The sequence below is a fragment of the Ruegeria atlantica genome (assembly GCF_013032505.1).
Lineage (GTDB): Bacteria > Pseudomonadota > Alphaproteobacteria > Rhodobacterales > Rhodobacteraceae > Ruegeria > Ruegeria atlantica_F.
Genome location: NZ_WQCG01000002.1, coordinates 1 through 24419, shown reverse-complemented (window position 1 = coordinate 24419; position 24419 = coordinate 1). Strand labels below are relative to the sequence as shown.

General features: G+C 54.9%; 24 protein-coding genes. 9 read left to right on the top strand and 15 right to left on the bottom strand.

Annotated elements, in window-relative coordinates; translation table 11 throughout:
* Positions 1-7: 7 nt before the first annotated feature.
* The 9 genes from iolB to GOW92_RS07370 all read right to left on the bottom strand — a co-directional run bounded on the left by iolB (position 8) and on the right by GOW92_RS07370 (position 10043).
* A complete protein-coding gene (gene iolB, locus GOW92_RS07410) occupies positions 8-814 on the bottom strand; it encodes a 5-deoxy-glucuronate isomerase (protein WP_170559432.1) in 807 nt (268 codons plus the stop codon).
* A gap of 48 nt (positions 815-862) precedes the next feature.
* A complete protein-coding gene (locus GOW92_RS07405; RefSeq protein WP_170559430.1) occupies positions 863-2044 on the bottom strand; it encodes a phytanoyl-CoA dioxygenase family protein in 1182 nt (393 codons plus the stop codon).
* A gap of 47 nt (positions 2045-2091) precedes the next feature.
* Positions 2092-2991 carry a myo-inosose-2 dehydratase gene (gene iolE / locus GOW92_RS07400; protein ID WP_170559428.1) on the bottom strand — a complete coding sequence of 300 codons (900 nt, stop codon included), beginning with the start codon at positions 2989-2991 and terminating at the stop codon, positions 2092-2094.
* Positions 2988-4820, bottom strand: a complete 1833-nt coding sequence (gene iolD, locus GOW92_RS07395; RefSeq protein ID WP_170560747.1) for a 3D-(3,5/4)-trihydroxycyclohexane-1,2-dione acylhydrolase (decyclizing) — start codon at positions 4818-4820, stop codon at positions 2988-2990. The genes iolE and iolD overlap by 4 nt, the downstream gene beginning before the upstream one ends.
* 82 nt (positions 4821-4902) lie before the next feature.
* Positions 4903-5721, bottom strand: a complete 819-nt coding sequence (locus GOW92_RS07390) for an ATP-binding cassette domain-containing protein (RefSeq protein WP_170559426.1) — start codon at positions 5719-5721, stop codon at positions 4903-4905.
* 1 nt (position 5722) lies between these two features.
* A complete protein-coding gene (locus tag GOW92_RS07385) occupies positions 5723-6847 on the bottom strand; it encodes an ABC transporter permease (protein ID WP_170559424.1) in 1125 nt (374 codons plus the stop codon).
* Positions 6848-6929: 82 nt separating this feature from the next.
* Complete coding sequence (locus tag GOW92_RS07380; RefSeq protein ID WP_170559423.1) at positions 6930-7871, bottom strand: sugar ABC transporter substrate-binding protein; 942 nt, start codon at positions 7869-7871, stop codon at positions 6930-6932.
* Positions 7872-8007: 136 nt separating this feature from the next.
* Positions 8008-9006: an inositol 2-dehydrogenase gene (gene iolG / locus GOW92_RS07375; RefSeq protein ID WP_170559422.1), complete on the bottom strand. Its 999-nt coding sequence runs from the start codon at positions 9004-9006 to the stop codon at positions 8008-8010.
* 134 nt (positions 9007-9140) lie between these two features.
* Complete coding sequence (locus GOW92_RS07370; RefSeq protein ID WP_170559421.1) at positions 9141-10043, bottom strand: LysR substrate-binding domain-containing protein; 903 nt, start codon at positions 10041-10043, stop codon at positions 9141-9143.
* Between the two features lie 172 nt (positions 10044-10215).
* Here GOW92_RS07370 and ugpB point away from each other — a divergent pair, with 172 nt between their 5' ends.
* The 8 genes from ugpB to GOW92_RS07330 all read left to right on the top strand — a co-directional run bounded on the left by ugpB (position 10216) and on the right by GOW92_RS07330 (position 17165).
* Complete coding sequence (ugpB, locus tag GOW92_RS07365) at positions 10216-11526, top strand: sn-glycerol-3-phosphate ABC transporter substrate-binding protein UgpB (RefSeq protein ID WP_170559419.1); 1311 nt, start codon at positions 10216-10218, stop codon at positions 11524-11526.
* A gap of 61 nt (positions 11527-11587) precedes the next feature.
* Positions 11588-12469 carry a sn-glycerol-3-phosphate ABC transporter permease UgpA gene (gene ugpA / locus GOW92_RS07360; protein WP_170415890.1) on the top strand — a complete coding sequence of 294 codons (882 nt, stop codon included), beginning with the start codon at positions 11588-11590 and terminating at the stop codon, positions 12467-12469.
* Between the two features lie 20 nt (positions 12470-12489).
* A complete protein-coding gene (ugpE, locus tag GOW92_RS07355) occupies positions 12490-13326 on the top strand; it encodes a sn-glycerol-3-phosphate ABC transporter permease UgpE (RefSeq protein WP_170560746.1) in 837 nt (278 codons plus the stop codon).
* Between the two features lie 3 nt (positions 13327-13329).
* Positions 13330-14385 (top strand): sn-glycerol-3-phosphate ABC transporter ATP-binding protein UgpC, encoded by a 1056-nt coding sequence (gene ugpC, locus GOW92_RS07350; protein WP_170559417.1) that lies wholly within the window; start codon positions 13330-13332, stop codon positions 14383-14385.
* A complete protein-coding gene (locus GOW92_RS07345) occupies positions 14385-15329 on the top strand; it encodes a glycerophosphodiester phosphodiesterase family protein (protein WP_254452950.1) in 945 nt (314 codons plus the stop codon). Before ugpC ends, GOW92_RS07345 begins: the two co-directional genes overlap by 1 nt.
* A 191-nt stretch (positions 15330-15520) precedes the next feature.
* Positions 15521-15940, top strand: a complete 420-nt coding sequence (locus GOW92_RS07340; RefSeq protein WP_217356524.1) for a hypothetical protein — start codon at positions 15521-15523, stop codon at positions 15938-15940.
* A gap of 98 nt (positions 15941-16038) precedes the next feature.
* The gene (locus GOW92_RS07335; protein WP_254452949.1) at positions 16039-16467 is read left to right on the top strand and encodes a cupredoxin domain-containing protein; all 429 of its coding nucleotides are present in this window, start codon (positions 16039-16041) and stop codon (positions 16465-16467) included.
* Complete coding sequence (locus tag GOW92_RS07330) at positions 16464-17165, top strand: RNA polymerase sigma factor (protein WP_170559414.1); 702 nt, start codon at positions 16464-16466, stop codon at positions 17163-17165. The genes GOW92_RS07335 and GOW92_RS07330 overlap by 4 nt, the downstream gene beginning before the upstream one ends.
* A 120-nt stretch (positions 17166-17285) precedes the next feature.
* Here the strand turns inward: GOW92_RS07330 and GOW92_RS07325 are convergent, their stop codons facing one another.
* The 5 genes from GOW92_RS07325 to GOW92_RS07305 all read right to left on the bottom strand — a co-directional run bounded on the left by GOW92_RS07325 (position 17286) and on the right by GOW92_RS07305 (position 21526).
* A complete protein-coding gene (locus tag GOW92_RS07325) occupies positions 17286-18134 on the bottom strand; it encodes an enoyl-CoA hydratase/isomerase family protein (RefSeq protein WP_170559412.1) in 849 nt (282 codons plus the stop codon).
* Positions 18135-18219: 85 nt separating this feature from the next.
* Positions 18220-19008: an SDR family NAD(P)-dependent oxidoreductase gene (locus GOW92_RS07320; RefSeq protein WP_170559410.1), complete on the bottom strand. Its 789-nt coding sequence runs from the start codon at positions 19006-19008 to the stop codon at positions 18220-18222.
* Between the two features lie 12 nt (positions 19009-19020).
* Complete coding sequence (locus GOW92_RS07315; protein WP_170559408.1) at positions 19021-19986, bottom strand: LLM class oxidoreductase; 966 nt, start codon at positions 19984-19986, stop codon at positions 19021-19023.
* A 13-nt stretch (positions 19987-19999) separates the two neighbouring features.
* A complete protein-coding gene (locus GOW92_RS07310) occupies positions 20000-20776 on the bottom strand; it encodes a CmcJ/NvfI family oxidoreductase (protein ID WP_170559407.1) in 777 nt (258 codons plus the stop codon).
* Between the two features lie 54 nt (positions 20777-20830).
* Positions 20831-21526 carry an NAD(P)H-dependent oxidoreductase gene (locus GOW92_RS07305; protein ID WP_170559405.1) on the bottom strand — a complete coding sequence of 232 codons (696 nt, stop codon included), beginning with the start codon at positions 21524-21526 and terminating at the stop codon, positions 20831-20833.
* Positions 21527-21636: 110 nt separating this feature from the next.
* Between GOW92_RS07305 and GOW92_RS07300 the strand changes: the two genes are divergently transcribed.
* The gene (locus GOW92_RS07300) at positions 21637-22551 is read left to right on the top strand and encodes a LysR family transcriptional regulator (protein ID WP_170559403.1); all 915 of its coding nucleotides are present in this window, start codon (positions 21637-21639) and stop codon (positions 22549-22551) included.
* A 214-nt stretch (positions 22552-22765) separates the two neighbouring features.
* Here the strand turns inward: GOW92_RS07300 and GOW92_RS07295 are convergent, their stop codons facing one another.
* The gene (locus GOW92_RS07295; protein WP_170559401.1) at positions 22766-23932 is read right to left on the bottom strand and encodes a nucleotide sugar dehydrogenase; all 1167 of its coding nucleotides are present in this window, start codon (positions 23930-23932) and stop codon (positions 22766-22768) included.
* Positions 23933-24419: the final 487 nt, after the last annotated feature.

Below are 24419 nucleotides of genomic sequence, written 5' to 3'. Positions count from 1 at the left end.
GTAGGCGTTACGCGTCGCGCTCCATAATCCATTCGACTTCGGGGGCTGGGACAAAGCGCCATTTACGCAGCGGACCAGCCATAACATTCAGATAATACATCTCGAATCCATAGGGAGCGCCGCATGGATGATGACCGCGCGGTACGCAAACGACATCGCCATCCGAAACAGCCATAGTCTCATCCAACTGCCCATCATCAGTATAAACACGCTGAATCCCGAACCCGTTTGCCGGGTTCAGGCGATGATAGTAGGTCTCTTCCAAATAGGTGATCCGCGGATAATCATCCTCGTCATGACGATGGCTGGGATATGAGGACCAATGCCCATTTGGCGTAAATACTTCGGTTACCAGCAGACTGTCGGCGTAATCTTCATTCTCCATCGCGATGTTGTTGATGTAGCGGGTATTCACGCCTTTACCTCGTTCGGTCAGAGTTATTCCTTCCGGACCGATGCGGCGGGCCGCGTGGCCACCTTTTCCGGGCGCTGAACACACCGCTATCACGCAATCCGTTTCGGCTGTGGCCCTCCATTCGGTCCCGTTCGGCAGATACAGGCAGTGCGGTGGTGTTTTTTCGAATACGTTCATCCGATCACCCAAAACACCCCAATCGCGGTCAGCACCGGCAATGCTGGCCTTGCCTTCGACCATGACCAAAATGACCTCGCGGTCGCCTGTCGCTTCAGCGACTGTGTCACCTGCTTTCAGGTGGTGCAGGCCAAACCCGACATAGCGCCACCCTGCGCTGGCCGGGGTGATATCATGCACTTTTCCTCTGGTCCCAAAGGGCTTTTTGAGCAGGTCGGCCATGTGTTCTTCTCCGTCTGAGGCAGGCTAAATTAGCCTGCCCATTTTGCGTCAGGCAGCTTGTCTTGATTGCAGCGCCGAGAATGTCTCGGCCAATTGGGCTTCGGTCCAGCCTTCAGAAACGGCCCGACGCAGAATGTCGGCCTGGCTCGCTGGCGCGTTACCTCCGACCGGGGGGTCCGTATCCAGGTTTGTCGGGAACGGGTACCCCTCAGCCGTGGCGGCGATGGCAGCGTCCAATTCGGTGCCGACCAATGCGCCACGTTGTTTCAACGCGACAAGCGATGGAAACACAGCCTCTGACATGGACCGCCGGTCAACGGCTTCCATCGCGCGGCCAAAGGCAGATGAGATTTGCAGCAGGTTCGCCATCCGGTCGATATCTGCACTGCAGTTCTCACCAGCGGCATGGAACAGCGCAGGGTTAAAGAACACAGCATCCCCCTTGTCCAGCGCCAGCTGGATATAGCTGTCTTCGAAAAATGCGCGATGGTCTTCGTTATGAAACGCCAGATAGCCCGGGGGATAAAGCTGCGAGAATGGGAGCAGTTTGGTCGGGCCGCTTTCAACCGGCATGTCGCAATGGGCAACCGCCCCCTGCAACGTCAGCGATGCCGTGACCAGATGCGCGTGCGCGGGATAGCGCGCTGCGCTATCCGCACTTTGAAACCCAAGGTGGTAATCCCTATGCGCCTGCTGCGCCTGACCACCCGGACGCACCTGGTTGATCTGCGCAGTGACCTGATAGTTCGGCCCCAGCCACGCTTCGCAGGCGGCGGCAACAGCCGTATTCCCAAAGTAGAGTGCAAATCCCTCGGGATCTCGCAGGCATTGCTTTTGCAGAGCGTTCCAGATCCGATCATTTGCACCTGAGGCAGCAAAGTGATCGCCCTCTCCCGCGCTGCTTATTCTTTCTTCATCAATGATCCGGCGAAAGACATCAGTCGCGCGATCAATAACAGAGGTTTCAGCGAACGCAGTTTTCAGAACAATCACACCCGCCAAGTTGTTCAAAACATGCCCCCACTCTGCCAGCAAAGCTTTGCGCCTACCGGTGTCCTCCAGTGCAGGGCGCAGGGCGTGCATATCGTAGATTGGAACATTTTTTTCGATCGCGGCGGCGTGCGGGACGTCCTCGGCCAAAAGGTTTTGCGAGGTCAACACCTTGAATTCATCCAGATCACAGGATTCCCGGTCGAAGTAGCCGACAAAACCTAGTTCCTGATTTACCATGAGATTTCTCCTTTTTCATGGCTTCGGTGTCACCCCGCTGGGGGTAGTTACAATTGGACCTCCAATCCTGCCCGTCCACAGACGTCGAGAATATGCTCGTAACCTTTCTTGGAGTATTCATATGGCGGCGCCTTGGCCGGGTCCTGTTCGGCTTCGACAACGATCCAGCCGTCGTAGTCCATGGACTTTAGGGCATTCGCCACGGCCTGAAAATCGATACAACCATCGCCCGGCACGGTGAAAGCTCCGGCAACGACCGCGTCCAGGAAACTCCGGTCATTTTCTTTTACGTCCTGCACAATGGCCGGGCGGATGTCCTTAAAATGCACATGATGTACGCGATCGCCCCAGCGGTTCAGCGTTGCCATCACATCGCCACCACCGAATAGCAGGTGGCCGGTGTCAAAACAAAGGTTCACCTCGGGACCTGAACCTTCCATTAGCCAGTTCACGTCATCCTCGGTCTCGATTATCGTGCCCATATGGTGGTGGTAGGCCATCGGCATACCTTGGTCGGCCATCCATTTCGCCAGTTCGGTGATCTTGGCTGCATAGGCCGAAATCTCATCTCTGGACATTTTCGGACGCCTATTGACCGGTGTTCCTGCCTGACCCTGCACGGTGTTCGAGCATTCCGCATAGACGATGCAAGGGCTGTTTAAGGCGACAAACTGTTCAACCTGCTCCCGAACTGCTTCGCGTTCTGCCGCGAAATCATTGATCAGCGACTCGCCCGAGCACCATCCGCCACAGAGCGCAATGTCATTGCCATCCAGATAGGCACGCAACCCTTCTGTATCGCCGGGCATCCTCTGGCCGCGCTCGACGCCGGTATAGCCAATCTCACGCGCCTCTTTCAGGGCCTGTTCCATCGTGTACGACGCCGTCAGATCTGGCAGATCATCATTCTGCCAAGCGATCGGAGAAATCCCGATTTTCACGCTCATTTCGTGTTTCTTTCCTTAATCGCCAGCTCATAGGCCGCGCGTTTTTCGTTCACTTCGGGGCGGATGCTGACCTCGGGCACCGCAACTTCCCACCACGTACCGCCGTATTCGGTCGACGGGTACGGATCGGTGTCGATGACCACCACATAAGGTCCTTTGACATCGCTACGTTTAGCCAGAGCGTCTTCCAGTTCGGCAATTGAGCTAACCTTGACCGAGGTCGCCCCCATCGCCGCAGCGTGCGCGGCAAAATCGATGGCCGAGGGGCTTTCATGCACCGCGTGATCCAGCAGATTGTTAAACTCGGCGCCACCAGTGCCCATTTGCAAACGGTTGATGCAGCCAAAGCCCCGGTTATCGGTGATCACCACGGTGAACGAGATACCCATCATCGCCGCCGAAGCCATTTCCGAATTCGCCATCATATAGGTACCGTCACCGGTAAAGCAGATCACGTCACGATCCGGCTGGGCCATTTTGATGCCCATAGCGCCAGCAATTTCATAGCCCATGCAGCTAAAGCCGTACTCCATGTGATAGGCACCGGGACGCGGGGCTTTCCACAGCTTGTGCAATTCTCCGGGCATGGTGCCCGCCGCGCACATGACAACAGTATCGTTGTTCGAAGCGCGCTGAACCGCGCCAACGACTTGCATATCGGTTGGCAGCGCATTGCCGTCGCCAGGGGCATCCGTCAACTTGTCAACCTTACTATACCAATCAGCCTTAAGTGTATCCGCCACAGGTTCGGCACGGTATCCTTGCAAAGCCGAACCCAGCTCCTCAAGTCCAACGCGCGCATCTGACTGCAGGGGCATCGCGCTGTGCTTTTCGGCATCATATGCGGCGGTATTCAGGCAAATCATTTCGCGCTGCGGGTTCGAAAACAGACCCCACGAGCCGGTCGTGAAGTCCTGCAGGCGAGAGCCAACCGCCAATACCAAATCAGCCTCAGCACAGACCGAGTTTGCTGGTTCCCCGCCGGTCACGCCCACGGGTCCTAGGTTCAGTGGATGATCCCATGCCAGCGCGGATTTGCCAGCCTGCGTCTCAGTGATCGGGATGTTATGCGTTTCCACAAAACTCTGCAGTGCATCCGTCGCGCCCGAATAGTGAACTCCGCCCCCGGCCACGATGACCGGGCGCTTTGCCGCTTTGATGGCCGCGACGGCGCGGGCCAGTTCATCCTCATCCGGACGAATGCGGCGCTGATACCAGACGCGCGGCTCAAAGAAACTTTCAGGATAGTCATAGGCCTCGGCCTGAACGTCCTGACAGAATGCCAAAGTCGCCGGTCCACAATCAGCGGGGTCTGTCATCGTGCGGAACGCCCGCGGCAACGCGGTCAGCAGGTGCTCGGGCCGTGAGATACGGTCGAAATACCGGCTGACCGGTTTGAAGCAATCATTGGCGCTGACCGTTCCATCGCCAAAGCTCTCGATTTGTTGCAGCACAGGATCTGGGCCACGCGTCGCAAAGACATCGCCTGGAATGATCAGAACCGGCAAACGGTTCACATGGGCCAGCGCGGCGGCAGTCACCATATTCGTGGCGCCCGGCCCGATCGACGAGGTCACCGCCATCGCCCGCGTTCGCCGCATTTGTTTAGCGTAAGCGATAGCGCAATGAGCCATCGTCTGTTCGTTGTGGCCGCGATAAGTCGGCAGGCTGTCCTTGACGGCGTGCAATGCCTCCCCGAGCCCGGCCACGTTCCCGTGGCCGAATATTGCCCAGACACCTGCGATGAACGGCTCTCCGGCCTCGTTCATTTGCGCGCCCAAGTAGCGGACCAGAGCTTGCGCTGCGGTCAATCTGATAGTCTTGCCCATATTGATCCCTTTCAACTTGAGGCCACTCAGGCCAATTCGTTGAATACCAGTTTTTCGAAAGCTGGGTCTGCGCAGGATCGCGTCAGACCGTTCCGCCCAAAGACCCTTCCAGCTGAGCCAGTTCCTGACCACCCGCCATCAGGTCTTGCAGTTCCTCAGGTGAAATCTCGCCTCGTTTGGCCGTGCCCAAAGTTTGACCCCGGTTCAACACGGTAAACCTATCGCCGACAGCCAGCGCGTGACGAACATTGTGGCTGATAAACACCACACCCACACCCTGACTGCGCACTTTGTCGATGGTCGCCAGAACGTTCGAGGTTTGGCGTACGCCAAGGGCCGACGTCGGCTCGTCCAGGATCAGGATCTTAGCGCCAAAGTGCACGGCACGTGCAATCGCAACTGTCTGACGCTCTCCGCCTGACAACGTTCCCACAGCCTGATCGGGGCCACGCAGGTTGATGCCCATCTTACGCATTTCTTCCATGGTGATTTCGTCGGCAAGTTTCTTGTCGAAGAAATTGATCCCCGCGACCTTGCGCGTCGGCTCATTTCCCATGAAGAAGTTCCGACTGACACTCATCAACGGGATCATTGCCAGATGCTGGTGCACCGTCGCAATCCCCGCCGAAATCGCGTCGCGCGGGTCTTCGAAATGCATCGGTTTGCCTTCAAAGAAGATTTCGCCCGACGTTGGCTTGTGCACACCAGACATGGTTTTGATGAAGGTCGATTTGCCCGCGCCGTTGTCGCCCAGCAAACAATGGCATTCGCCGGGGTTCAGATCAAAACTGACCCCCGCAAGCGCAATGACTGAGCCAAAATGCTTTTGGATGTCGACCATGCGGATGATCGGCTCGTTGGCCTGCACATCGCCGTGATGGAATTTGGTATCTTCGGTCATCTCAGCGTTCTCCTGTGATGATGCGACGAATGTAGGTGTTCAGGATCACGGCGCCCAAAAGGATCACACCCAGGAACACCCTAAACAGCGAGCTTTCGACCCCCGCAAAGAACAGGCCCTGCTGTACGACGCCGAATATCAATGCCCCCAGCGCGGCCCCGAGAACCGAACCATATCCGCCGGTCAGGAGCGCACCGCCGATAACCACAGCGATGATTGCTTCGAATTCCTTGAGCAAACCGCGATCCGCCCCGGCCGAACCGAACTCCATCACCTGGCAAGTCGCAAAAACGGTGGCGCAGAAGGCCGTGAACATGAACATCAGTATTTTGACCCGGTTCACCGGTACACCCGAGTTCCGCGCAGCCTCGGCATCGCCACCTGCGGCGAAAATCCAGTTTCCGAACTTGGTCTTTGTCAGCAGCACGTGGCCAAAAATGATAATGACAGCAGCCCAGACCAACAGCATCGGAATACCATCGACGACGGGTTGACCTGCGCGTGTTCCACGCTCGAAGGTTTCGATCACGCCATTATCGCCCAGCCAGACAAATAATCCCTGCCCAACTTTGCCGCCGAAAAGCGAGGCTAACCAATCCCCCTCGGCCACGTCGCGAATACCACCGATGATGGTTTTGCGCTCGATCGTTTGCGGCAGATAGATAGTGAAACCGCGCAGGATAAACAGAAAAGCCAGCGTCACGATAAAACTGGGCAGCCCGGTTCGCACAACGATAAAGCCGTTGACCGCTCCGATTGCGACGCACAGCGCGAAGGTCACAATAATCGCCATCCAGACCGGCCAGCTGAGTGTGACCGAGAATATCGCGATCATCATCCCTGCGAACCCGATCATGGACCCGACGGACAAGTCAAACTCGCCAGCAATCATCAGCAGACATGCACCGACCGCGATGATCATGAATTGGGCAGAAACAACCGACCAGTTCATTACGCCTTGGGCGGTGAACATGCCGCTGTCAAAGGCGAACAGCAAGAAGAAGGTGAAAACTGCAACGGTACCAACCATACCGCCAAGTTCAGGACGTATCAGTGCCTGGCGCAGCGATGAGATCTCTTTGATCCGTTCGTCGCCGCCATTCGCGGGTTGCGCTGATTCAGCCATGGTTGCCTCTCCTCACGCGTTACAGAATGCTTTGAGTTTTATGCGGCGCGGACGCATGTCAGCGTCCGCACCGGTTTGAAGATCAGCGGTATTCGCCCGCGAACTCTTCGATCTTTTCCAACCCATCCGCGGTTACAAAACCGGGGCCCGAGTTGATGTTGTTACCCGGCAGAACGCCGTAGCGGTGGTAGTTGGCCATAACCACGACCGGCAGATAGGCCTGCAGGAAAGGTTGCTGGTCGATACCCCACTGGATAACTCCGCTTTTGATGCCTTTGACGATTTCACCACCCAAGTCAAAAGTGCCAAAATAGATGTCACCGGCCATGCCGTTTTCTTCCAGCGCCAGAATGGTCGGGTCGGCCGAAGTCGGGCCAAGCGTCAAAACCGCGTCGGTGTCGGGATTTGCCGACAAGTATGCCAAAACGCGGTTCTTGATTTCAGCCGGGTCCTGGCCCGCATCAATCATCTGTTCACCCAGTTCGATACCCAGACCGTCGGCAAAGCCCTGACAACGTTCCTGGCTGGACGGTTGCACGATGTAGTGGTTCACACACAGGAACGAACCGATGCCATCATCCTTGGCACGCTGCCCGGCGGCAAAACCTGCGTCATATTCCGGTTGGCCAACATACATCAGTGCACCGACTTCGCGCGCCTTTTCCGGAGTGCCGGTGTTCATGATGATGACGTCGATACCAGAATCCACAGCCGCCTTAATTGGGCCTTCCAGAATATCAGGGTCGGCCAAAGTGGTGATGATACCGTTGGGGCCCGAAGCCGCAGCCTGATCAATAATCCGCGCCATATCGGCGAGGTCACCTGTTGGCGGGTTACGATATTCGACCTCAACGCCCATCTGATCGCCGGCTAGGGCAATGCCGTTTTTAATGGTGTTCCACCAGCTGTCGCTGTCCGGAGCATGGCTGACCAGAATGTATTTTTCGCCTTCTGCGGCAACGCCTGTGGCGCCAGCAAAAGCGACAGCGCTGGCCATCAGCACCCCTTTTACGAACTTTTTCATTTCCATTCCTCCCAATAGAAAAGTCAAACTTGGTGCCGGGTCAGCCCGGCCATTCGGCTAAACCGAATCTCCTTTGCTCCGATCGGTGATCAGGCTTCCTTCAGTTTCCGGAAATCCGATCATTTTGCAACCGGTTTCAAAAAACCTCCTCAATCGCAACAGGCCGTCCGGATTGCGCCGAGCGCGTTGCAGCCTCGGCCATCGCCAAAGCAGCGACACCATCCCCGAGAGTTACCGGCACATCTGAACCGGACCGAATGGCACGCGTAAACGCATCCCACTCGGCGCGGTAAGCGGACATGTAGCGTTCAAGAAAGAAGTATGTTGGCTTCGCTCCGGTCACGCCGTCCGCGGTTGATTTAACAACTGAGTTTTCAAGAACATTATGCGCCTGCAAAAGACCATGCGACCCGAGCAATTCGACCCGTTGGTCATACCCGTAAGATGCCCGCCTTGAGTTCTTGATAACCGCCAGGCTGCCATCCTGGTAAGTCATTGTTACCACTGCTGTATCCACGTCTCCAGCCCGCCCGATTTCCGGATCGACAACCGACGTCCCGACAGCTGATATCGTGACAGGCATCCGCCCCATCAGGTAGTTGGACATATCAAAGTCATGGATCATCATGTCCCGGAACAACCCGCCCGATACCTTGACATAACTTATCGGAGGCGGCGATGGATCAAAGGACGTGATGGACAACAGTTCGGCTTTCCCGACCTCACCCGCATCAAAGGCAGATTTCAGGGTCTGAAAATTGGGATCGAAACGGCGGTTAAAACCAAGCATGACAGGTTGACCGGTCATGCCTGCAGTCTTTTGGCAAATCTTCGCTCGCTCAAGGTCCAGATCGACGGGTTTTTCGCACAAAACTGCTTTTCCGGCCTGTGTTGCAGCTTCGATCAGATCGGAATGCGTATCGGTAGGCGTTGCGATCAGAACCGCATCAATCGTTGAATCACCGATAATCTCGTCTGAGCTTTGCACACTGGCCCCGTATTCAGCCGCCAAACCGACGGCAGCGTCATTCACCGCGTCTGAAACAGCGGTCAATTCGGTTTCGGGATGGGCCGATATCGCCGCCGCATGCACGCGACCAATACGTCCGGCGCCCAGCAATCCGATCTTTAACATACGGTCCCCCGAATCAATTCTCAGGTGACACAATCATGATTTTTGCAACCGGTTGCAAGAATTAATTTCAGCGCTTCCGGAACTGACGACAACTCTTTTTGAACACATCGGCAACGCGGTTTGAGTTCGCCTTATTAATCCGCCTTGAACGGCTCGAGGCTTTCGCGAAACTGTTCGATGAATTCCAGCGTCACCAGTGACGGTTGCTTCAGAATCGGGCGCACCAGTGAGAGGGTGTGCGGCAAAAATGGCTTGAACGGTCGATAACTCAGTCCCTGCGCTGTGTATTGGACGGCGTCCAATTCGCTCACGACGGAAACACCAACACCTTTTACAACCAATTCACAGGCCGCAGTGAATTGCCGGACTTCAATGTGGGAATTCAGTTCGACATTCGCATTTTGAAATGCCCGTGAAAGCCGTCCGAAAAAATCGCTGTCGCGTCGGGTGTGAATAATTTTACTATTCACAAGGTCCGCCGGTGTAACCTCGGAGAGGTCTTCCAATTCACTTCCGGCAGGGAATACGCAAACCGTTCGGACGTTGATATCCCAGCTTTCGACAGCGGGATGGCCGTTAAAGCTGTCTGTGATCCCAAAGTCATACTGTTCGCCGATCATCCATTCGAGAATGCGCTCGGGCCTGTCTGGCTCGATCGTCAAGGTAACGCCGGGCCGGTCTCTCAAGAACGTGGCGACAACGTCAGGCAAGTGGCTGGTGGCAAACCCGGGTAGGCAAGCAACACGGATGTGCCCTGCTTTGCGCTGTGTGATATCCTGACTGACGTCAGAGATTTGCCTCATAAGCTCGAGAACACGCTCAACGCTGGGCAAGAGATACCGAACCTCTTGCGTTGGCACCAACCGGCCCTCGCGGCGATCGAAAAGCTGAAACCCAAGTGACTTTTCAAGATCCGACAGCAGTCTGCTAACGGCTGGTTGGCTTACACCCAAATCTGCTGCTGCCGCTGTGACAGAGCCGTTGGTGGTTACAGCCATAAGGGCTTCTAGCTGCCGGACCCTAAGAATTTGACTCATTACCGATCCCAATCTACCGCCCCATCTCATAACATTATGTTATTTTTTTATCCAGTAAATTGGGCTTGAATTATATTTCTGTAACGTTAACGTCGTGAAATCGTCATGTGTGCCGTTTACCCGTTGCGGTCGGTATTCAACGAAGCATCGAACCTGATGCATGGGAGGAATCATGAAAAAGAATTTTCTCGGCGCTCTCGCCGTAACAACTGCATTGTCCCCAGTGGCGGCAATGGCGCAAACCGAAGTTCAGTTCTGGCATGCCTTTACTGGGCGTCTGGGCGAACTTGTAAAAGCGCAGGTTGAAGAATTCAACGCCAGCCAAGATGAGTTTGTCGTGGTCGAAAGCCACAAAGGCAACTACTCGGAAACCCTGAACGCGGGCATCGCCGCCTTCCGCGCCGGTGAACAACCCCACGTCCTGATGGTCTTTGAGGTTGGCACCGCTACGATGATGTCGGCCGAAGGCGCGATCAGGCCGGTCTATGAAGTGATGGCCGAAAGTGGCGCGTCATTTGATCCGGACGCATATATTGGCTCTGTCAAAGGGTATTATACGACCACTGACGGTGACATGCTTTCGTTGCCCTTCAACTCTTCCACACCGGTTCTGTGGGTCAACCGCGACGCGTTCGAAGCGGCCGGCGTTGATCCGGACACGGACCTGTCCACTTGGGAAAAAGTTGGTGACGTGCTTGAGCAGCTGAAAGCTGGCGGAGAAGACTGTCCGCTGGTCACCGCATGGCAAAGCTGGATTCACCTTGAAAACATGTCGGCCTATCACGACGTCCCGTTTGCCTCACAGGATAACGGCTTTGCCGGTCTGGATACCGAGCTGATGCTGAACGGCCCGGCGCAAGTGGCGCACCTGACCGCTATGGGTGACTGGGCCAAGGATGGCAAATTCATCTACACTGGTCGCAGAAATGAGGGCGGCGCGAATTTCCGGTCGGGTGAATGCGCCTTGTTCACCGAAAGCTCTGCCGGATACGCGGGCATCAAAGCAGAGGCCGAGTTTGATTTCGACGTGCGTCCCCTGCCCTATTGGGAAGCTGTCACCAGCGAGCCGCAAAACACCATTATCGGTGGTGCATCCCTTTGGGTTATGGAAGGCCATGATCCCGAAGAATATAAAGGCGTTGGTGAATTCCTGAGCTTCCTGTCCTCGTCCGATGTTCAGGCCAATTGGCACCAGAACACGGGTTATCTTCCGATCACGGCCGAAGCTGGTGAGGTGACCCGTGCAGCGGGCTTCTATGACGAAAACCCCGGCACTGACATCGCAGTTATTCAGATGACCGCGAAAGAGCCGACTGCGAACTCGAAGGGTCTGCGCCTGGGTTCCTTTGACCAAATCCGCGGCATCATCGACGAAGAGCTCGAGGCCGTCTGGTCCGGTGAAAAGACCGCTCAGGAAGCGATGGACAGCGCAAAAGAGCGCGGTGACGCGTTGCTGCGCCGGTTCGAATCCGCCAATCAATAAGGCGTAACTTCATGCGGGCCCCATCCGGGCCCGCATTTTCTTTCTTCGGTGGATTTTCTGGATGGAAAAACGCGTCACTTTTCGCGGCTGGCTGTTGCCATTGGCGTTGATCGCCCCTCAGGTCATCATCTCCGCCGTCTTCTTCTTTTATCCCGCTGGTCAGGCGGTTTGGCAGTCCCTGTTCATACCTGACCCGTTCGGCCTGTCATCTCAGTTTGTGGGGCTGGGAAACTTTGAATTCCTGCTCAGCGACAAATATTACCGCGCGTCTTTCGTCACAACGGCCGTGTTTTCGACGCTTGTGACACTCTGTTCGATGATCCCTGCGCTGTTTTTGGCAGTCATCGCGGACCGGTTGATCAAGGGGTCGGGCGTCTATCGAACATTGCTGATCTGGCCTTATGCCGTTGCCCCTGCCGTGGCCGGTGTGCTGTGGCTGTTCATGTTCAATACACGGGTCGGTGTGGTATCATGGTACCTTAGCCAACTTGGCTATGACTGGAACCATGTCTTGAACGATACCGAAGCTATGGGGCTGGTTGTCGTCGCCTCGGCCTGGGGCCGCATCAGTTATAACTTCCTGTTTTTCTTTGCAGCGCTGCAATCTGTGCCCCGATCCGTAATCGAAGCGGCGGCGATTGACGGGGCCCATTTCTGGCGCCGGTTCTTCACGATCGTATTGCCGCTGCTATCCCCGACAGCCTTCTTCTTGCTGGTAGTCAACGTTGTCTACGCCTTCTTTGAAACCTTCGGCGTTATCCACACAATCACCGGCGGCGGCCCGCAACAGGCGACGACGATTCTTGTCTACAAGGTCTTCTCAGACGGGTTTGTCGGGCAGGACCTTGGCTCATCCTCGGCACAATCGGTCATTCTGCTGATCGTGGTCGGCCTGCTGACCGTGATCCAATTCAAATACGTGGAAAAGAGGGTGCACTACTGATGGCGGCCCAACAACACGGAATGGTCGAAAAGCGCGGCGCGGGCATCTGGCTGACCCATGCGTTCATGGTCCTTGGCGTTTTGATCATCTTCTTCCCGATCTGGCTGGCCTTTGTGGCCTCGACTGTGACCCAGGCAGACATCGTCTCGCCGCCTATGCCCGTTGTGCCGGGCGATCAGTTCTGGGTGAATTACAAAGCAGCGCTATTCTCGGGCATAAACGTGCCCGTCGCGACGATGTTGTTCAACAGTCTGGTGATGGCCATTGGCATTGCCATAGGTAAAATTGTCATCTCGCTGCTGTCCGCTTTTGCAATCGTCTATTTCAAGTTTCCGGGCCGGACGACGTTCTTTTGGTTGATTTTCCTCACCCTGATGCTGCCGGTCGAAGTGCGGATCGTTCCAACGTTCGAGGTTGTGGCCGGGTTTGGCATGCTCAACAGCTACTATGGATTAATCTTTCCTTTGATCGCCTCGGCAACGGCAACATTCCTGTTCCGTCAGTTCTTCCTGACGATCCCCGATGAACTGGCCGAAGCTGCCCGCGTGGATGGCGCGCGACCGATGCGGTTCTTCATCGACATCGTGGTGCCCATGAGTCGAACCAATATCGCGGCGCTGTTTGTGATCCTGTTTATCTACGGCTGGAACCAATACCTGTGGCCGCTGCTGATCACCACCGATCCAGAAATGAACACCATCGTGATGGGAATCAAACAGATGTTCCCGTCTGGCGATGATTTTGCACATTGGCCAACGATCATGGCCACCTCAATTCTGGCGATGATCCCGCCAGTCATCGTGGTGGTGTCGATGCAAAAGCTCTTTGTCCGCGGCCTAGTCGATAGCGAGAAGTAGGAAATGGCAACAGTAACCCTAGAGAATGTCAAAAAGAGCTTCGGCCCGACGGATGTGATCCACGGCATCGACATAAATATTGCGGATGGCGAGTTCATCGTGATCGTTGGCCCATCAGGATGTGGAAAGTCCACACTTCTGCGCATGGTTGCGGGCCTTGAAACCGTGACGGACGGTGAAGTTCGAATTGGCGAAGAACGGGCCAACGAGAAAGAGCCGATGGACCGCGACATCGCCATGGTGTTCCAGAACTATGCGCTTTATCCGCATATGTCGGTGCGTCAGAACATGGGTTACGGGCTGAAGATCGCCGGGTTGCCCAAAAATCAGATCGATCAAAAAGTGACCGAGGCAGCAAAGCTGTTGCAGTTGGAACCTTTGCTGGACCGCAAGCCCAGACAGCTATCAGGCGGTCAGCGTCAGAGGGTCGCTATGGGACGTGCCATTGTCCGCGAACCGGCTGTTTTCCTATTTGATGAGCCGCTTTCGAACCTGGACGCCAAACTGCGGGTTCAGATGCGCCTGGAAATCCGCGAACTTCAGGAAAAGCTAGGAGTCACCTCTCTGTATGTTACGCATGACCAGGTCGAAGCCATGACGATGGCGGACAGGATGATCGTGATGAATGGCGGTATCGCCGAGCAGATCGGGACACCACTGGAAGTATACGAAACACCAAGAACTCTGTTCGCGGCGCAATTCATCGGTAGCCCAGCGATGAACGTGTTTGATGCCCGGCGCGAAAACGGGACGGTCAAGATCGGGGATGTTGAGATCGGCACATCCGAGGGGCCTGATATCAAGATAAAGTTAGGGGTAAGACCAGAACATCTTTCGTTAGACGAAAATGGCCCGCTGGAAGCTGCGATTCAGATGGCAGAACCATTGGGGGCAAACACACTTTTGCACGGCCGGTTGATGGGCTCTGGCGGCGCGATCACGATAAGTCTTCCGGGAGTCCACCCGATCGAAGGCCGACATCCGAACATGCGGTTTTCGGTTGCCTCAGAGAACATGCACCTGTTTGATCACTCAACCGGCGAAAGGCTGGAGGGCTGATGACGTTTCCACAGGTCGAGGCCTTTCGTGGCGGTGACAACCTGATCCGGGTTGTGGGGCATCGAGGTGCCCGAGGCATTCTACCTGAAAACAGCATGATTGGCTTTGACTTCTCACTGTCGATCGGCGTTCCACTCCTTGAGTTTGATGTTGTCCTTACGGCAGATGACGTGCCGGTCATAACCCATAACCACCGGCTGCACGCTCCGACTTTTCGTGACGCCAATGGACGGTTTTTGGTGGGAGAAGAGCCAAAGGTTTCCTCGCTGACCGTTGACCAGATCCAACAATTCGACATCGGACGATTGGACGGGCATTCCGCCTACGGTCGTCGCTTCCCGGATCAGGCTCAGATGGATGGTGTTCGGGTTCCGAGGCTAGTGAACTTGCTGGAACTGGTCGCTGACCCAAAATACGCCGATGCCTGTCTCATGCTCGAACTGAAGTCGGATCCGGACTTGGCCCACGACGCATCCTATAGACAGAAATTCGTAAAGTGCGTGCTGCAAGAGCTACACACGACAAGCATGTCGTCACGCGCAGTCCTGCACAGCTTTGATTGGAATTTGTTGGAGGAATGCCAGCGGCAAGCTCCCGATATGCCATCTTCCTACCTGACTCAGTTGCCAGATAATGCGGACGATATAGGCGAGGACTCTTCGAAAGCGGTCTGTCCGGACTTTCGCGGCCGTCACGATGAAATTCCAAATTTGGTCAAGGAAGCTGGTGGCGCGCTTTGGTGCCCGTACTTTGCGGATGTGACTGCGGAAAGCGTGGCTCTTGCTAAAAAGCTGGGCCTGTGCGTCGCTGTGTGGACCGTCAATGAAAACGCCGAGATCGGCAGGATGATTGAACTGGGAGTGGATTCAATCGTGTCTGACTATCCTGGACGGGTGCAAAGGCGTCTGTCGGATTTGGGTATGAGGTGGAGTGCCACCCAGTAGCTTAGCCAGCCTTGGCGTGAGTGTCCCAAACACGTTCCTGATCGCCAGGTTTCCCTTTTCATCTGACCACAGCACTGTTGGCTAATAGAAAAACACTGAAGAAACTTGGGAACCTTTTCACCCGCAACGCATCCAATAACACAGGTGCCAATTTTGACGCGCCGGATGTGAACCTTGGAAAGGACAAGCCCATGACTAAGCTTTCTATGTCTGCAATCGGACTGTTGTTCGTCTCTGCAACGCTCGCCAATGCGCATGACGAAAATGCTCTGATGAACGCGCCCGCCGGTGATCCTTATGTGAAAGTAAGCGACGTACTGCCACTGCCGGAATTTATCCCCGGCCTCGGCACGCTGTTTGTAGACCCCGCCACCCTGCCCGCCGGTCCGTTTCTGGCCTACGATCGCGAAGGTCAGTTGTCAGCTACGGTCTATATGGCCCCGCTCGACGATCTGCAGAACGGGGTTTCGTTCAACGGGCTCAATCTGGGATCGCACACCGTCAGCTCGACAGATGTGTACTTCAATGCCGGCCACCCCGGAGTTGAGAAACCCCACGCTCATGTTGTTCTGTTCCACGATGAAGGAGCAAAAGAACGGCTGGCCGAATGATCTGTACAAGACGTCAAGCACTTTGGCTCGCAGGTGGCACAATTGCCTCGTGCGCAGTCTCGCGATCATCGGGTGCGCAAACCCTAACCAACATTGATATGCGCGGCAGCGCGCGTGGCCAGGTGGTTTGGTTTGATCCCTTCGGCCTTTCTGTAACTCCGGGCTCTACCATCCGTTTCACCAACTGGGACAGTGGAAACAGCCATACAGTGACCACCTACCACCCCAAATTTTATGACCGAATGCGCCGCATTCCAGCGGCGGCGGAACCTTGGGATAGCGACTTTTTGCTGCCAGACGAGTTTTTCGAGGTCACGCTGACGGTTCCCGGCGTGTACGATTACTATTGCTTACCGCACGAGATGGCGGCGATGGTCGGCCGCATTGTGGTTGGAACTCTGGCCGATGCGGGTTGGGAAGGAAGCTCGAAAGATCGGACTGACGTGTCAAATCAGGTTCTGGCAGTCTTACCATCGGTAGAGGATATCATCGCGAAAGGTACCATCAAGCGGAAGGACGGATCATGACGATCGGGACAAGTCGCAAGTCAGAAGCAAAAATTGAAACGGAAAAATCCGAAGCAGAGCTAGTGGACGACGCCCGGAACGGAAGCGAATTTGCTGTCCGCGAACTTGTCCGACGCCTGAACCCCCGTCTGTTCCGAGTAGCCCGCGGAATCGTTGATACAGACGCCGAGGCAGAAGACGCACTGCAAGAGGCTTATATGTCAGCTTTCAGCAAATTGGACAGTTTTCAGGAACGCGCGAGCTTTTCGACCTGGGTTACCCGGATCGTCATCAACGCCTCGCGCATGCAACGCAGGCGGGTTCGTTCAGAAGAAGTGTACGATACCGTTGAGGAACCCCACCAGTCGCGGGTCCTTGCTTTTCCCGGTCAGAATGCAGAACTGCCCGATGCCGCCTTAGGCCGCGTACAACTCCGCGGGCTATTGGAAACGGCGGTTTCCGAACTGCCACCCGATATGCGTCTTCCGTTTCTTTTACGTGAATCCGAAGGTATGAGCGTGACGGCCATCGCTCGTGTGCTTCAGATCAACCCGATCACCGTAAAAACGCGCCTTTTCCGCGCGCGCCTCCGACTCCGCTCAGCGCTGGAACGAAAGGTGCGGGGTGGTTTTGAAACGATCTTTCCATTCGGTGGCAAGCGGTGCGCAAATATGGCAAGCCGCGCGATCGGGTGCTTGCGGGCTGACGGCAAGCTCTAAATGCCAACTGGCCAGCGATCAATGATTAATAAGGAGCGGATAGTCTGACTAATCGCCAACCCTGCCACAATGACCGGCCACCCAAGACAAGGAGCAGCCGGTCAAACGATCCATCAGTAGTTAGCCAGTGATCTCCTGCACTTTCATGACAAGCTCACCCCAATTGCGTTGGTTTTCGATGTCATGCTCCAAACCCTGTTCGTCGGCGATCGTGAAACGCTTGATCGCGGGCGTCTTGCTCGTCGCTTGATAGAGCCAATAGGCTTCGGCTTTCAGAGCTTCGGCAATGGGTTTGTCAATGGATTCATAAACCATCTGCTTGCACGCGTTGATCGATTCAGCCGGGAATTGAGCGATGCGTTTTGCCAGCGCATCGACATAAGGACCGATCTCATCGGGCTCCAAAGCTTTGTTGATTGTCCCCATGCGTTCGGCATCTTCTGCATCATAGTCCTGCGCACTTAGGATAATTTCAAGCGCACGACCAAGACCGGTCTGGCGGGCCATCCGGGACGCGCCGCCGCCACATGGCAAGATGCCCATGCCAACTTCCATTTGCATGAACTTGTACTTCCCACGCGCGGCAAACCGCATGTCCAGCGCAAGCGCCAGTTCATGCCCGCCACCACGGGCAAAACCTTCCAGTTTTGCTATCGTCGCCTGCGGAACTTTGCTGAGGCGCTCGCAAACGGATTGCAGGTCCAGCAATTGGGCATCTTCACGTGAAACAGCCTCGGTCGACATGTCTTTGAGAAGCTCGGTGTCATAGTGGCAAACCCAGATTTCGGGATTTGCGGACTGGAAAACCACAATTTTAGTGTCCCGGTCCCGTTCCAGCCGCATTGCAAGGCTGTTGAGGTCGGCCAACATCTCCTGACCCTGAACGTTTACCGTTCCGAAATTGAAAGTCACGGTGGCGATTGCGTTTTCCACATGGACATCGAAGGTTTGGAAGTTCTCGTATTTCATCGGACAGTCCTTTCTTGGCCCTCGGCAGCAAAGATGCGAGGGGTTGGGTTGAAACAAATGGGGTAACGCGTCGATGGCGCGCGGGTTAACTTTGCCGGCGCGTAATCGCTTGAATTGCGTTCATCACATCCATTGAGTGCTCGGCATTCTGGGCTGACGGGTGCGGATCGGCGAACGCACCACTGTCATTGTCGTAATAACGTCCCGACGCGCCTGAGAACTGTTCGCTCAACGCTGCATCGATCAGGATGTCCGCGCCGATGTTGAGGTCGTTGCCTGCAACACCGAAGCCATCCTTGACCATCTTTGAGGCAAGCAGCGAGCCTGGATTAACAGCAATAATGGCTGGGCCTTCCGGCAAAGCCTTGGCCCATTCGCGCGTCCATATGGTAATAGCCAGCTTGCTTTGGGCATATGCATCCATATCAGACAGGGGCGTATTGCCCTGCATGGCACGCAGGTTCACCGGTGCTTGAGCCGCCGACGAAAGGTTCACGACACGGCCGGATTTAGGCATCATCGGCAACAGCAATTCAGTCAGCAAGTACGGCGCAAACGTGTTGACGACAAAGCGGATATCAAGCCCGTTCCCCAGCACCGGTTTCGGAGCCTTCAGCACGCCCGCGTTGTTGATCAAAATATCCAGAGTTTCGTGTTTCTCCCGGATTGCACCAGCAAGCGAAACCACTTCCGACAAGTCAGAGAGATCAGCAACGTATGTCTCTGCTTCGCCGCCCACCTCTTCAAGGGCAGCTTCCAGCTTTGACGCGTTCCGACCATGTAGAAGAACCCTGTGGCCGTCAGCCGCAAGTTTTTTGGCCGTGAGCAGCCCGATACCATCGGTCGCGCCCGTGACAAGAATGGTCTTGGTCATGTGGGTATTCCTTTATGAAAAGTCTGGCAGAAGATCATCGGCCAGACGTTTTAGCGTCGTGTCGATGGGGTTTTGGTTAAATCTCAGGTTCAGGGCTACGTGGTTGATCCCCAAAGCTTCAACCTCGCTAAGGTAGCGGCGGAGGAAATTCGAACCGGATCGGAAACCCAGATGTATCGGTCGCGCGGGGGCGTCAGGATCATCAAGCAAATCGACATAGAGCGATTGCATGACCGGTTTGTCCGGTTGCCCCATCTGCGCCAGTTTATCTCGGTATTCTGCCACGACGCGCGTTTGTGATGCGATATCCCTTGGATAGGTCATCCAACCGTCGCCGTTCTGCGCCACCCAGTCGGGGGATTGCTGGCTGCCTCCTGTAATTAGCAGCGGCAAGCGCGCACCCGCAGGTTTAGGCAAAAGGTCAATTCCGCCGGAAAGATTGCCCTGCATGCTTGCATGATTGGGATAAGGTGCGCCAACCGCGCGGATATAGTCGACGCTGTCGCGAAACCGCTCCCCACGATCCGAGTAAGTTTGGTTCATGGCCGGATATTCTTCCGGCCGATCGCCGGAAGCCACACCCAACAGCAGCCGCCCTCCCGACAACACATCCGTCGATGCAGCAGCTTTTGCAACGTGTGCTGGATGGCGCAGGGGCAAAACGATGCTTGCTGTTCCAAGTGCAATACGATCCGTCACAGATGCCAGCGCACCCAAATAGACAAAAGGGTCCAAGATCTGCCCCGGATCGCCAAAACTTGGCACGTTGAAGGGCACATCCCGCAGCCAAAGCGCTGAGAAACCCTGACGCTCGGCTAGTTGAGCCGCTTCAATGTGACCTGTCATGGTCGGTTCTGCGCCGACCGCGTAGGCTTCCAAAGGCAGAACGAGCCCAACGCTCAGCCGATTGGGGCGAAACACTTGGTTGAACCCGTGGTTGATCGTGGTAAATGCCGCAGTCTGAGTCTTGTCGAACATACTGGATCCTCGCTCAATACCGCACCAATGTACGGCTCTCGATACTTTTGCGCGGGGTTGTTACCGTCGGGTCTTCGATCATATCAAGCGCGCTATGCGCGACCGACGGTAGTCCTTGATTGTCATAGATGTTGAAGACGGCAACCTCATCCGGCGTCATCTTAGACAGGTAAAGCCATTCGTGTCTTTTGTTACCCACAAGCCCCATAATCTGGCCCTGACGGTCCGGATAGATCAGGTCGAGTAAAATCCAGTCGTCCGGATCAATGCTTGAACTGCGCACAAATCCCAGAGGTGCACTGTTGATTGCGTGCTCAACAGGACGCCAGACGTTAACAAAGGCATAGTGGCCTTTCGCCCATTCCGCGGCCTTCTCATCGCCAAGCAATTCAATCAGACGTTGCCAGGCTCCATCCTCACTATAGTCACTATGAACATTTCGCGCCGGCTTGCGGGCGGCGTCCGGGTCATCCACCCGGACCGTATGATCAAAGATCACGACCTCGCGGGCCGATAGTTTATCTGTTAAAAGCCGCGTGAGTTCCTGATCATATGTCTTTTGCCAGTGGTTGTTTGTAAACGCGCCAATGGAACTTGGGGCAACGACAAACTCGAACCCGTCCTCGGCGAAGCGTAAAGGCTGCGCCGATCCACGCATGTCGGTCAGCGACACTTTGGTGGGTGCCAGTTCGGGCGAAACCAGATTTCCAACGATACCGCCGGCATCCAGCTCAAACGCTTGCCGCTGTGCTTTGTGGATATGATAATTCACGATACCAGTTTTCTGCATCGGATCACTCCTTGCTTGTGCTGATCGGGCAGCCTTTACCGTGTTAAAGGGGTATTAGAACCAGCTCACTGTTTCGGCCATCGGACGGCGGGTCTTTGGGAATTGAGGGTCGCTTGCACGATGCCCAAAGGCGAACATGACGGCTGGCTTCCATTTAGTCGTATCCACGCCGAAATGTTCGGAAAGGGCCGTTGTGGTCAGCTCCATATCAAACCCTTCAATTGGACAGGAATCGATCCCCATCAGGGCCGCTGCTGTCATCATGTTGGCAAGTACGATGTAGGCTTGCTTACCGGACCAATCCGAGATCTCTCGGTCGGACATGACGCGGTGGTCTGTCGATTGGAATTTACCATAGGCGCCATTGAACAATTCGATGACATCGTCAGGCAGTTGCTTCACCGAACGATAGTGATCCTGCAGATAGTCCGATCCCGCGGTCATGGTTTCTGCCGTACTGGCAAGGATCAGACCGAAATGGCTGGCGGTGCCCAATTGGCCCTTGCTTCCGTTCATCATCCCATTTGCGCCCCAGGAAAACTCGCGAAAGTGCTCGCGCATCTCGGGCGACTGTATGACCAGAACTTTGAACGGCTCGTGCCCAAAAGAGGTTGGAGACAAGCGCCCGGCCTCAAGAATGGTTTCAAAATCAAAATCGCTGATCTTTTTATCCGGGTCAAAGATCTTGGTCGCGTGCCGGAAATTGAAGGCTTCGATAATCTGTAACTGGACGTTTGAGCGGGCAGGCATGTTTGGCTCCATTTGGTGTGTCTATCGTTGAACCCGAAATACCACTTGCAGAAACCGAAAAAACCGGCAAAAAACGGTTTCAGTTTTCGGTTTTTGCATATAATAGAGCTATGAATACCCAAACCCTTCGTCTTTTTGTGCTTGCAGCAGACAAGTTAAACATCTCGGCCGCGGGGCGCGAACTGGGGCTGGTTCCAGCTGTTTCCAGTGCGCGGCTTGCCAAACTGGAACATCAGCTGGGCGTCGAACTTCTTCATCGGTCGACGCGCAAAGTGTCCTTGTCACTTGAGGGTGCCGAGTTCCTTCCATACGCACGTGAGATTCTGGCGCAGGAAGATGCTGCGCTGGCGGCGTTGGGGCAAGGTTCTGCCGAAGCCACTGGCACCCTTCGCTTTACCGCACCCAGTACATTTGCCCAGCTATACATCGCCCCGATCCTCGCCAAGTTTCAGGATCAACACCCCGGAGTAACATTGGACTTGCGTCTGTCAGACACGCAGTTTGACTTGATCGAAGGCAGCTACGATCTTGCGTTGCGCAACGCGCCGCTGATCGACACCAGCCTCAAGGGGCGCAAGCTTGCCAATGACAAACGCATACTTTGCGCAGCTCCTGATTATTTGGAGACTTATGGCGAACTCAAAACACCGGACGATCTGGCAAAACACAAACTGATAGCGTTTCGGCAAATCCGGGCGCGAACGCTGAAGACAGCACATGGCGCCACTGCGACGTTCGACCCTGATGCAACCAACTGCCCACTGATTATGGATGACGGCCTCAGCCAAAAGCTGGCAACAATTGCGGGCGCGGGCATCTCGATGAACTCGCTTTGGAGTATTCAGGAGGAGCTTGCCTCAGGTGCGCTCAGGCATGTTCTACCCGAATACGAAGCCGCTGAGGAGAATGTGTTGTGGCTCATTTACCCAAAATCAAATGTGCTGTCGCCCAAAGTCCGGGTTTTCATGGATTTCCTGGTCGCCGAGATTGGGGCGAACCCACCATGGGAAAAGTCAGAGAATTAATCCTGTGGATGGGAGCTTTGACAGCGGTGGAAGCTATTGCTCCGCAACCCTCTTTCCATCAACGCGGCCAACAGCGATCCAAACCTGCCGGTAGAGCCAAGAAATCACAGAACCAAATGCCATCGGAATCCACGACCTATCCCAATAACTGGCACTAATGCTGCCAATCGTCAGTTGTAATCACATTTACGTCTGCTTTCTTTCTGCCATACGTTCAGTCCGCTCCAAAAAGATCTCGGGTGAAAACCTTAGCAGACACATCCGCGATTTCATCTGTCAGCCGGTTGGTAACGATCATATCCGCCTCGGCTTTAAAGGCATCAAGGTCGCGGACTACTCGACTCCGATAAAACTCATCGTCTTCCAGCACCGGTTCATAAACGATTACCTTAATGCCTTTGGCTTTCAAGCGCTTCATGATCCCCTGGATCGAAGACTGTCGGTAATTGTCTGACCCCGCCTTCATCACAAGACGGTAGACGCCGACCACTTTGGGACATTTCATCAGAATCTGGTCGGACAAGAAATCCTTGCGGGTCCGGTTCGCGTCCACGATTGCCCGTATCAGGTTTTGTGGGACGTGGTTGTAGTTGGCCAGCAGCTGCTTGGTATCTTTTGGCAGGCAATAACCGCCATAACCGAAGGAAGGATTGTTATAATGACCACCAATCCGTGGATCGAGGCTGATGCCTTGGATGATCTGCCGAGTATCCATACCACCAGCCATTGCGTAACTATCGAGCTCATTAAAGAACGCTACGCGCATCGCGAGATAAGTATTGGCAAAAAGCTTGATCGCCTCAGCCTCATCCAAATTGGTAAACAGGATCTCGACATCATTCTTCAAGGCCCCTTCAAGGAGCAAATCCGCAAATACACGCGCTCGTTCAGACCGTTCGCCCACGATAATTCGTGACGGGTGCAGGTTGTCGTATAGCGCGCGTCCTTCGCGAAGAAACTCGGGCGAAAAGATCACCTGTTCGGTCTCCATCCGGGAACGCAGGTCGCGCACAAAACCCACAGGGATAGTGGACTTGATAACGATCGTGGCGGTGCGATTTACTTGTAGAACTTCGGCAATAACAGCTTCGACACTAGAGGTATCAAATGAATTCGTCTTCGGATCATAGTTTGTAGGGGTCGCGACGATAACGTAATCAGCATCTTCGTAAGCTGCGCTGCCATTCGTGGTGGCGCTGAGGCTCAGTTCGCGCGCGGTAAGAAACTCTTCCAGTTCAGGATCCACAATCGGGCATCGGCCGTCGTTGACCATCTGAACGCGTGTCTCAGAGATATCGACCGCCGTAACATTGTTATGCTGCGCCAAAAGCACCGCATTGGACAGCCCCACGTAACCGAGGCCAGCAACTGCAATTTTCATGGTTTTCATCCGAAGAAGACAGGAAGGTATATATGTATGGTACTGTTGCGTTCTGAGTTTTGGGCACGATTGTCGCCAGAATCACAGGGGACAACAGGGGCAATGAGCATCACAAGGAATCTCGAACAATATGACTTAACAGTGCAATCTGCTTATAGACGCCTTTTGACCGAGACAACCCGGGACCCAATTTCGCTATCAAAAAAGTCTGCTGATATGTGCATTGTAGCGCGACCGTCAATTTGTAGTCTTGAACTTCGTTGGGAATAACAAGCTCATCACGTTGTGCTATCAGGCTGGGTTCGGGTGAAGAGATCCCCTCTGCCTATTTACGCAACGATGTCAGTCGTAATTGCCAGAATTCGAACCGCGCCCATTTGAAAAATGTTGACTATTTCTTGAGTAGGTTACTAAGAGCTTAGGAATGACTTGTCCCTCATTGCGTGTTTAACGATAGATAACGGTTAGGCTTTACAGTAAATATGTT

Bases quoted from the DNA above. Each gene is read 5' to 3' on its own strand.
- iolB (WP_170559432.1), bottom strand. From the start codon at position 814: ATGGCCGACCTGCTCAAAAAGCCCTTTGGGACCAGAGGAAAAGTGCAT.
- GOW92_RS07405 (WP_170559430.1), bottom strand. From the start codon at position 2,044: ATGGTAAATCAGGAACTAGGTTTTGTCGGCTACTTCGACCGGGAATCC.
- iolE (WP_170559428.1), bottom strand. From the start codon at position 2,991: ATGAGCGTGAAAATCGGGATTTCTCCGATCGCTTGGCAGAATGATGAT.
- iolD (WP_170560747.1), bottom strand. From the start codon at position 4,820: ATGGGCAAGACTATCAGATTGACCGCAGCGCAAGCTCTGGTCCGCTAC.
- GOW92_RS07390 (WP_170559426.1), bottom strand. From the start codon at position 5,721: ATGACCGAAGATACCAAATTCCATCACGGCGATGTGCAGGCCAACGAG.
- GOW92_RS07385 (WP_170559424.1), bottom strand. From the start codon at position 6,847: ATGGCTGAATCAGCGCAACCCGCGAATGGCGGCGACGAACGGATCAAA.
- GOW92_RS07380 (WP_170559423.1), bottom strand. From the start codon at position 7,871: ATGAAAAAGTTCGTAAAAGGGGTGCTGATGGCCAGCGCTGTCGCTTTT.
- iolG (WP_170559422.1), bottom strand. From the start codon at position 9,006: ATGTTAAAGATCGGATTGCTGGGCGCCGGACGTATTGGTCGCGTGCAT.
- GOW92_RS07370 (WP_170559421.1), bottom strand. From the start codon at position 10,043: ATGAGTCAAATTCTTAGGGTCCGGCAGCTAGAAGCCCTTATGGCTGTA.
- ugpB (WP_170559419.1), top strand. From the start codon at position 10,216: ATGAAAAAGAATTTTCTCGGCGCTCTCGCCGTAACAACTGCATTGTCC.
- ugpA (WP_170415890.1), top strand. From the start codon at position 11,588: ATGGAAAAACGCGTCACTTTTCGCGGCTGGCTGTTGCCATTGGCGTTG.
- ugpE (WP_170560746.1), top strand. From the start codon at position 12,490: ATGGTCGAAAAGCGCGGCGCGGGCATCTGGCTGACCCATGCGTTCATG.
- ugpC (WP_170559417.1), top strand. From the start codon at position 13,330: ATGGCAACAGTAACCCTAGAGAATGTCAAAAAGAGCTTCGGCCCGACG.
- GOW92_RS07345 (WP_254452950.1), top strand. From the start codon at position 14,385: ATGACGTTTCCACAGGTCGAGGCCTTTCGTGGCGGTGACAACCTGATC.
- GOW92_RS07340 (WP_217356524.1), top strand. From the start codon at position 15,521: ATGACTAAGCTTTCTATGTCTGCAATCGGACTGTTGTTCGTCTCTGCA.
- GOW92_RS07335 (WP_254452949.1), top strand. From the start codon at position 16,039: ATGCGCGGCAGCGCGCGTGGCCAGGTGGTTTGGTTTGATCCCTTCGGC.
- GOW92_RS07330 (WP_170559414.1), top strand. From the start codon at position 16,464: ATGACGATCGGGACAAGTCGCAAGTCAGAAGCAAAAATTGAAACGGAA.
- GOW92_RS07325 (WP_170559412.1), bottom strand. From the start codon at position 18,134: ATGAAATACGAGAACTTCCAAACCTTCGATGTCCATGTGGAAAACGCA.
- GOW92_RS07320 (WP_170559410.1), bottom strand. From the start codon at position 19,008: ATGACCAAGACCATTCTTGTCACGGGCGCGACCGATGGTATCGGGCTG.
- GOW92_RS07315 (WP_170559408.1), bottom strand. From the start codon at position 19,986: ATGTTCGACAAGACTCAGACTGCGGCATTTACCACGATCAACCACGGG.
- GOW92_RS07310 (WP_170559407.1), bottom strand. From the start codon at position 20,776: ATGCAGAAAACTGGTATCGTGAATTATCATATCCACAAAGCACAGCGG.
- GOW92_RS07305 (WP_170559405.1), bottom strand. From the start codon at position 21,526: ATGCCTGCCCGCTCAAACGTCCAGTTACAGATTATCGAAGCCTTCAAT.
- GOW92_RS07300 (WP_170559403.1), top strand. From the start codon at position 21,637: ATGAATACCCAAACCCTTCGTCTTTTTGTGCTTGCAGCAGACAAGTTA.
- GOW92_RS07295 (WP_170559401.1), bottom strand. From the start codon at position 23,932: ATGAAAATTGCAGTTGCTGGCCTCGGTTACGTGGGGCTGTCCAATGCG.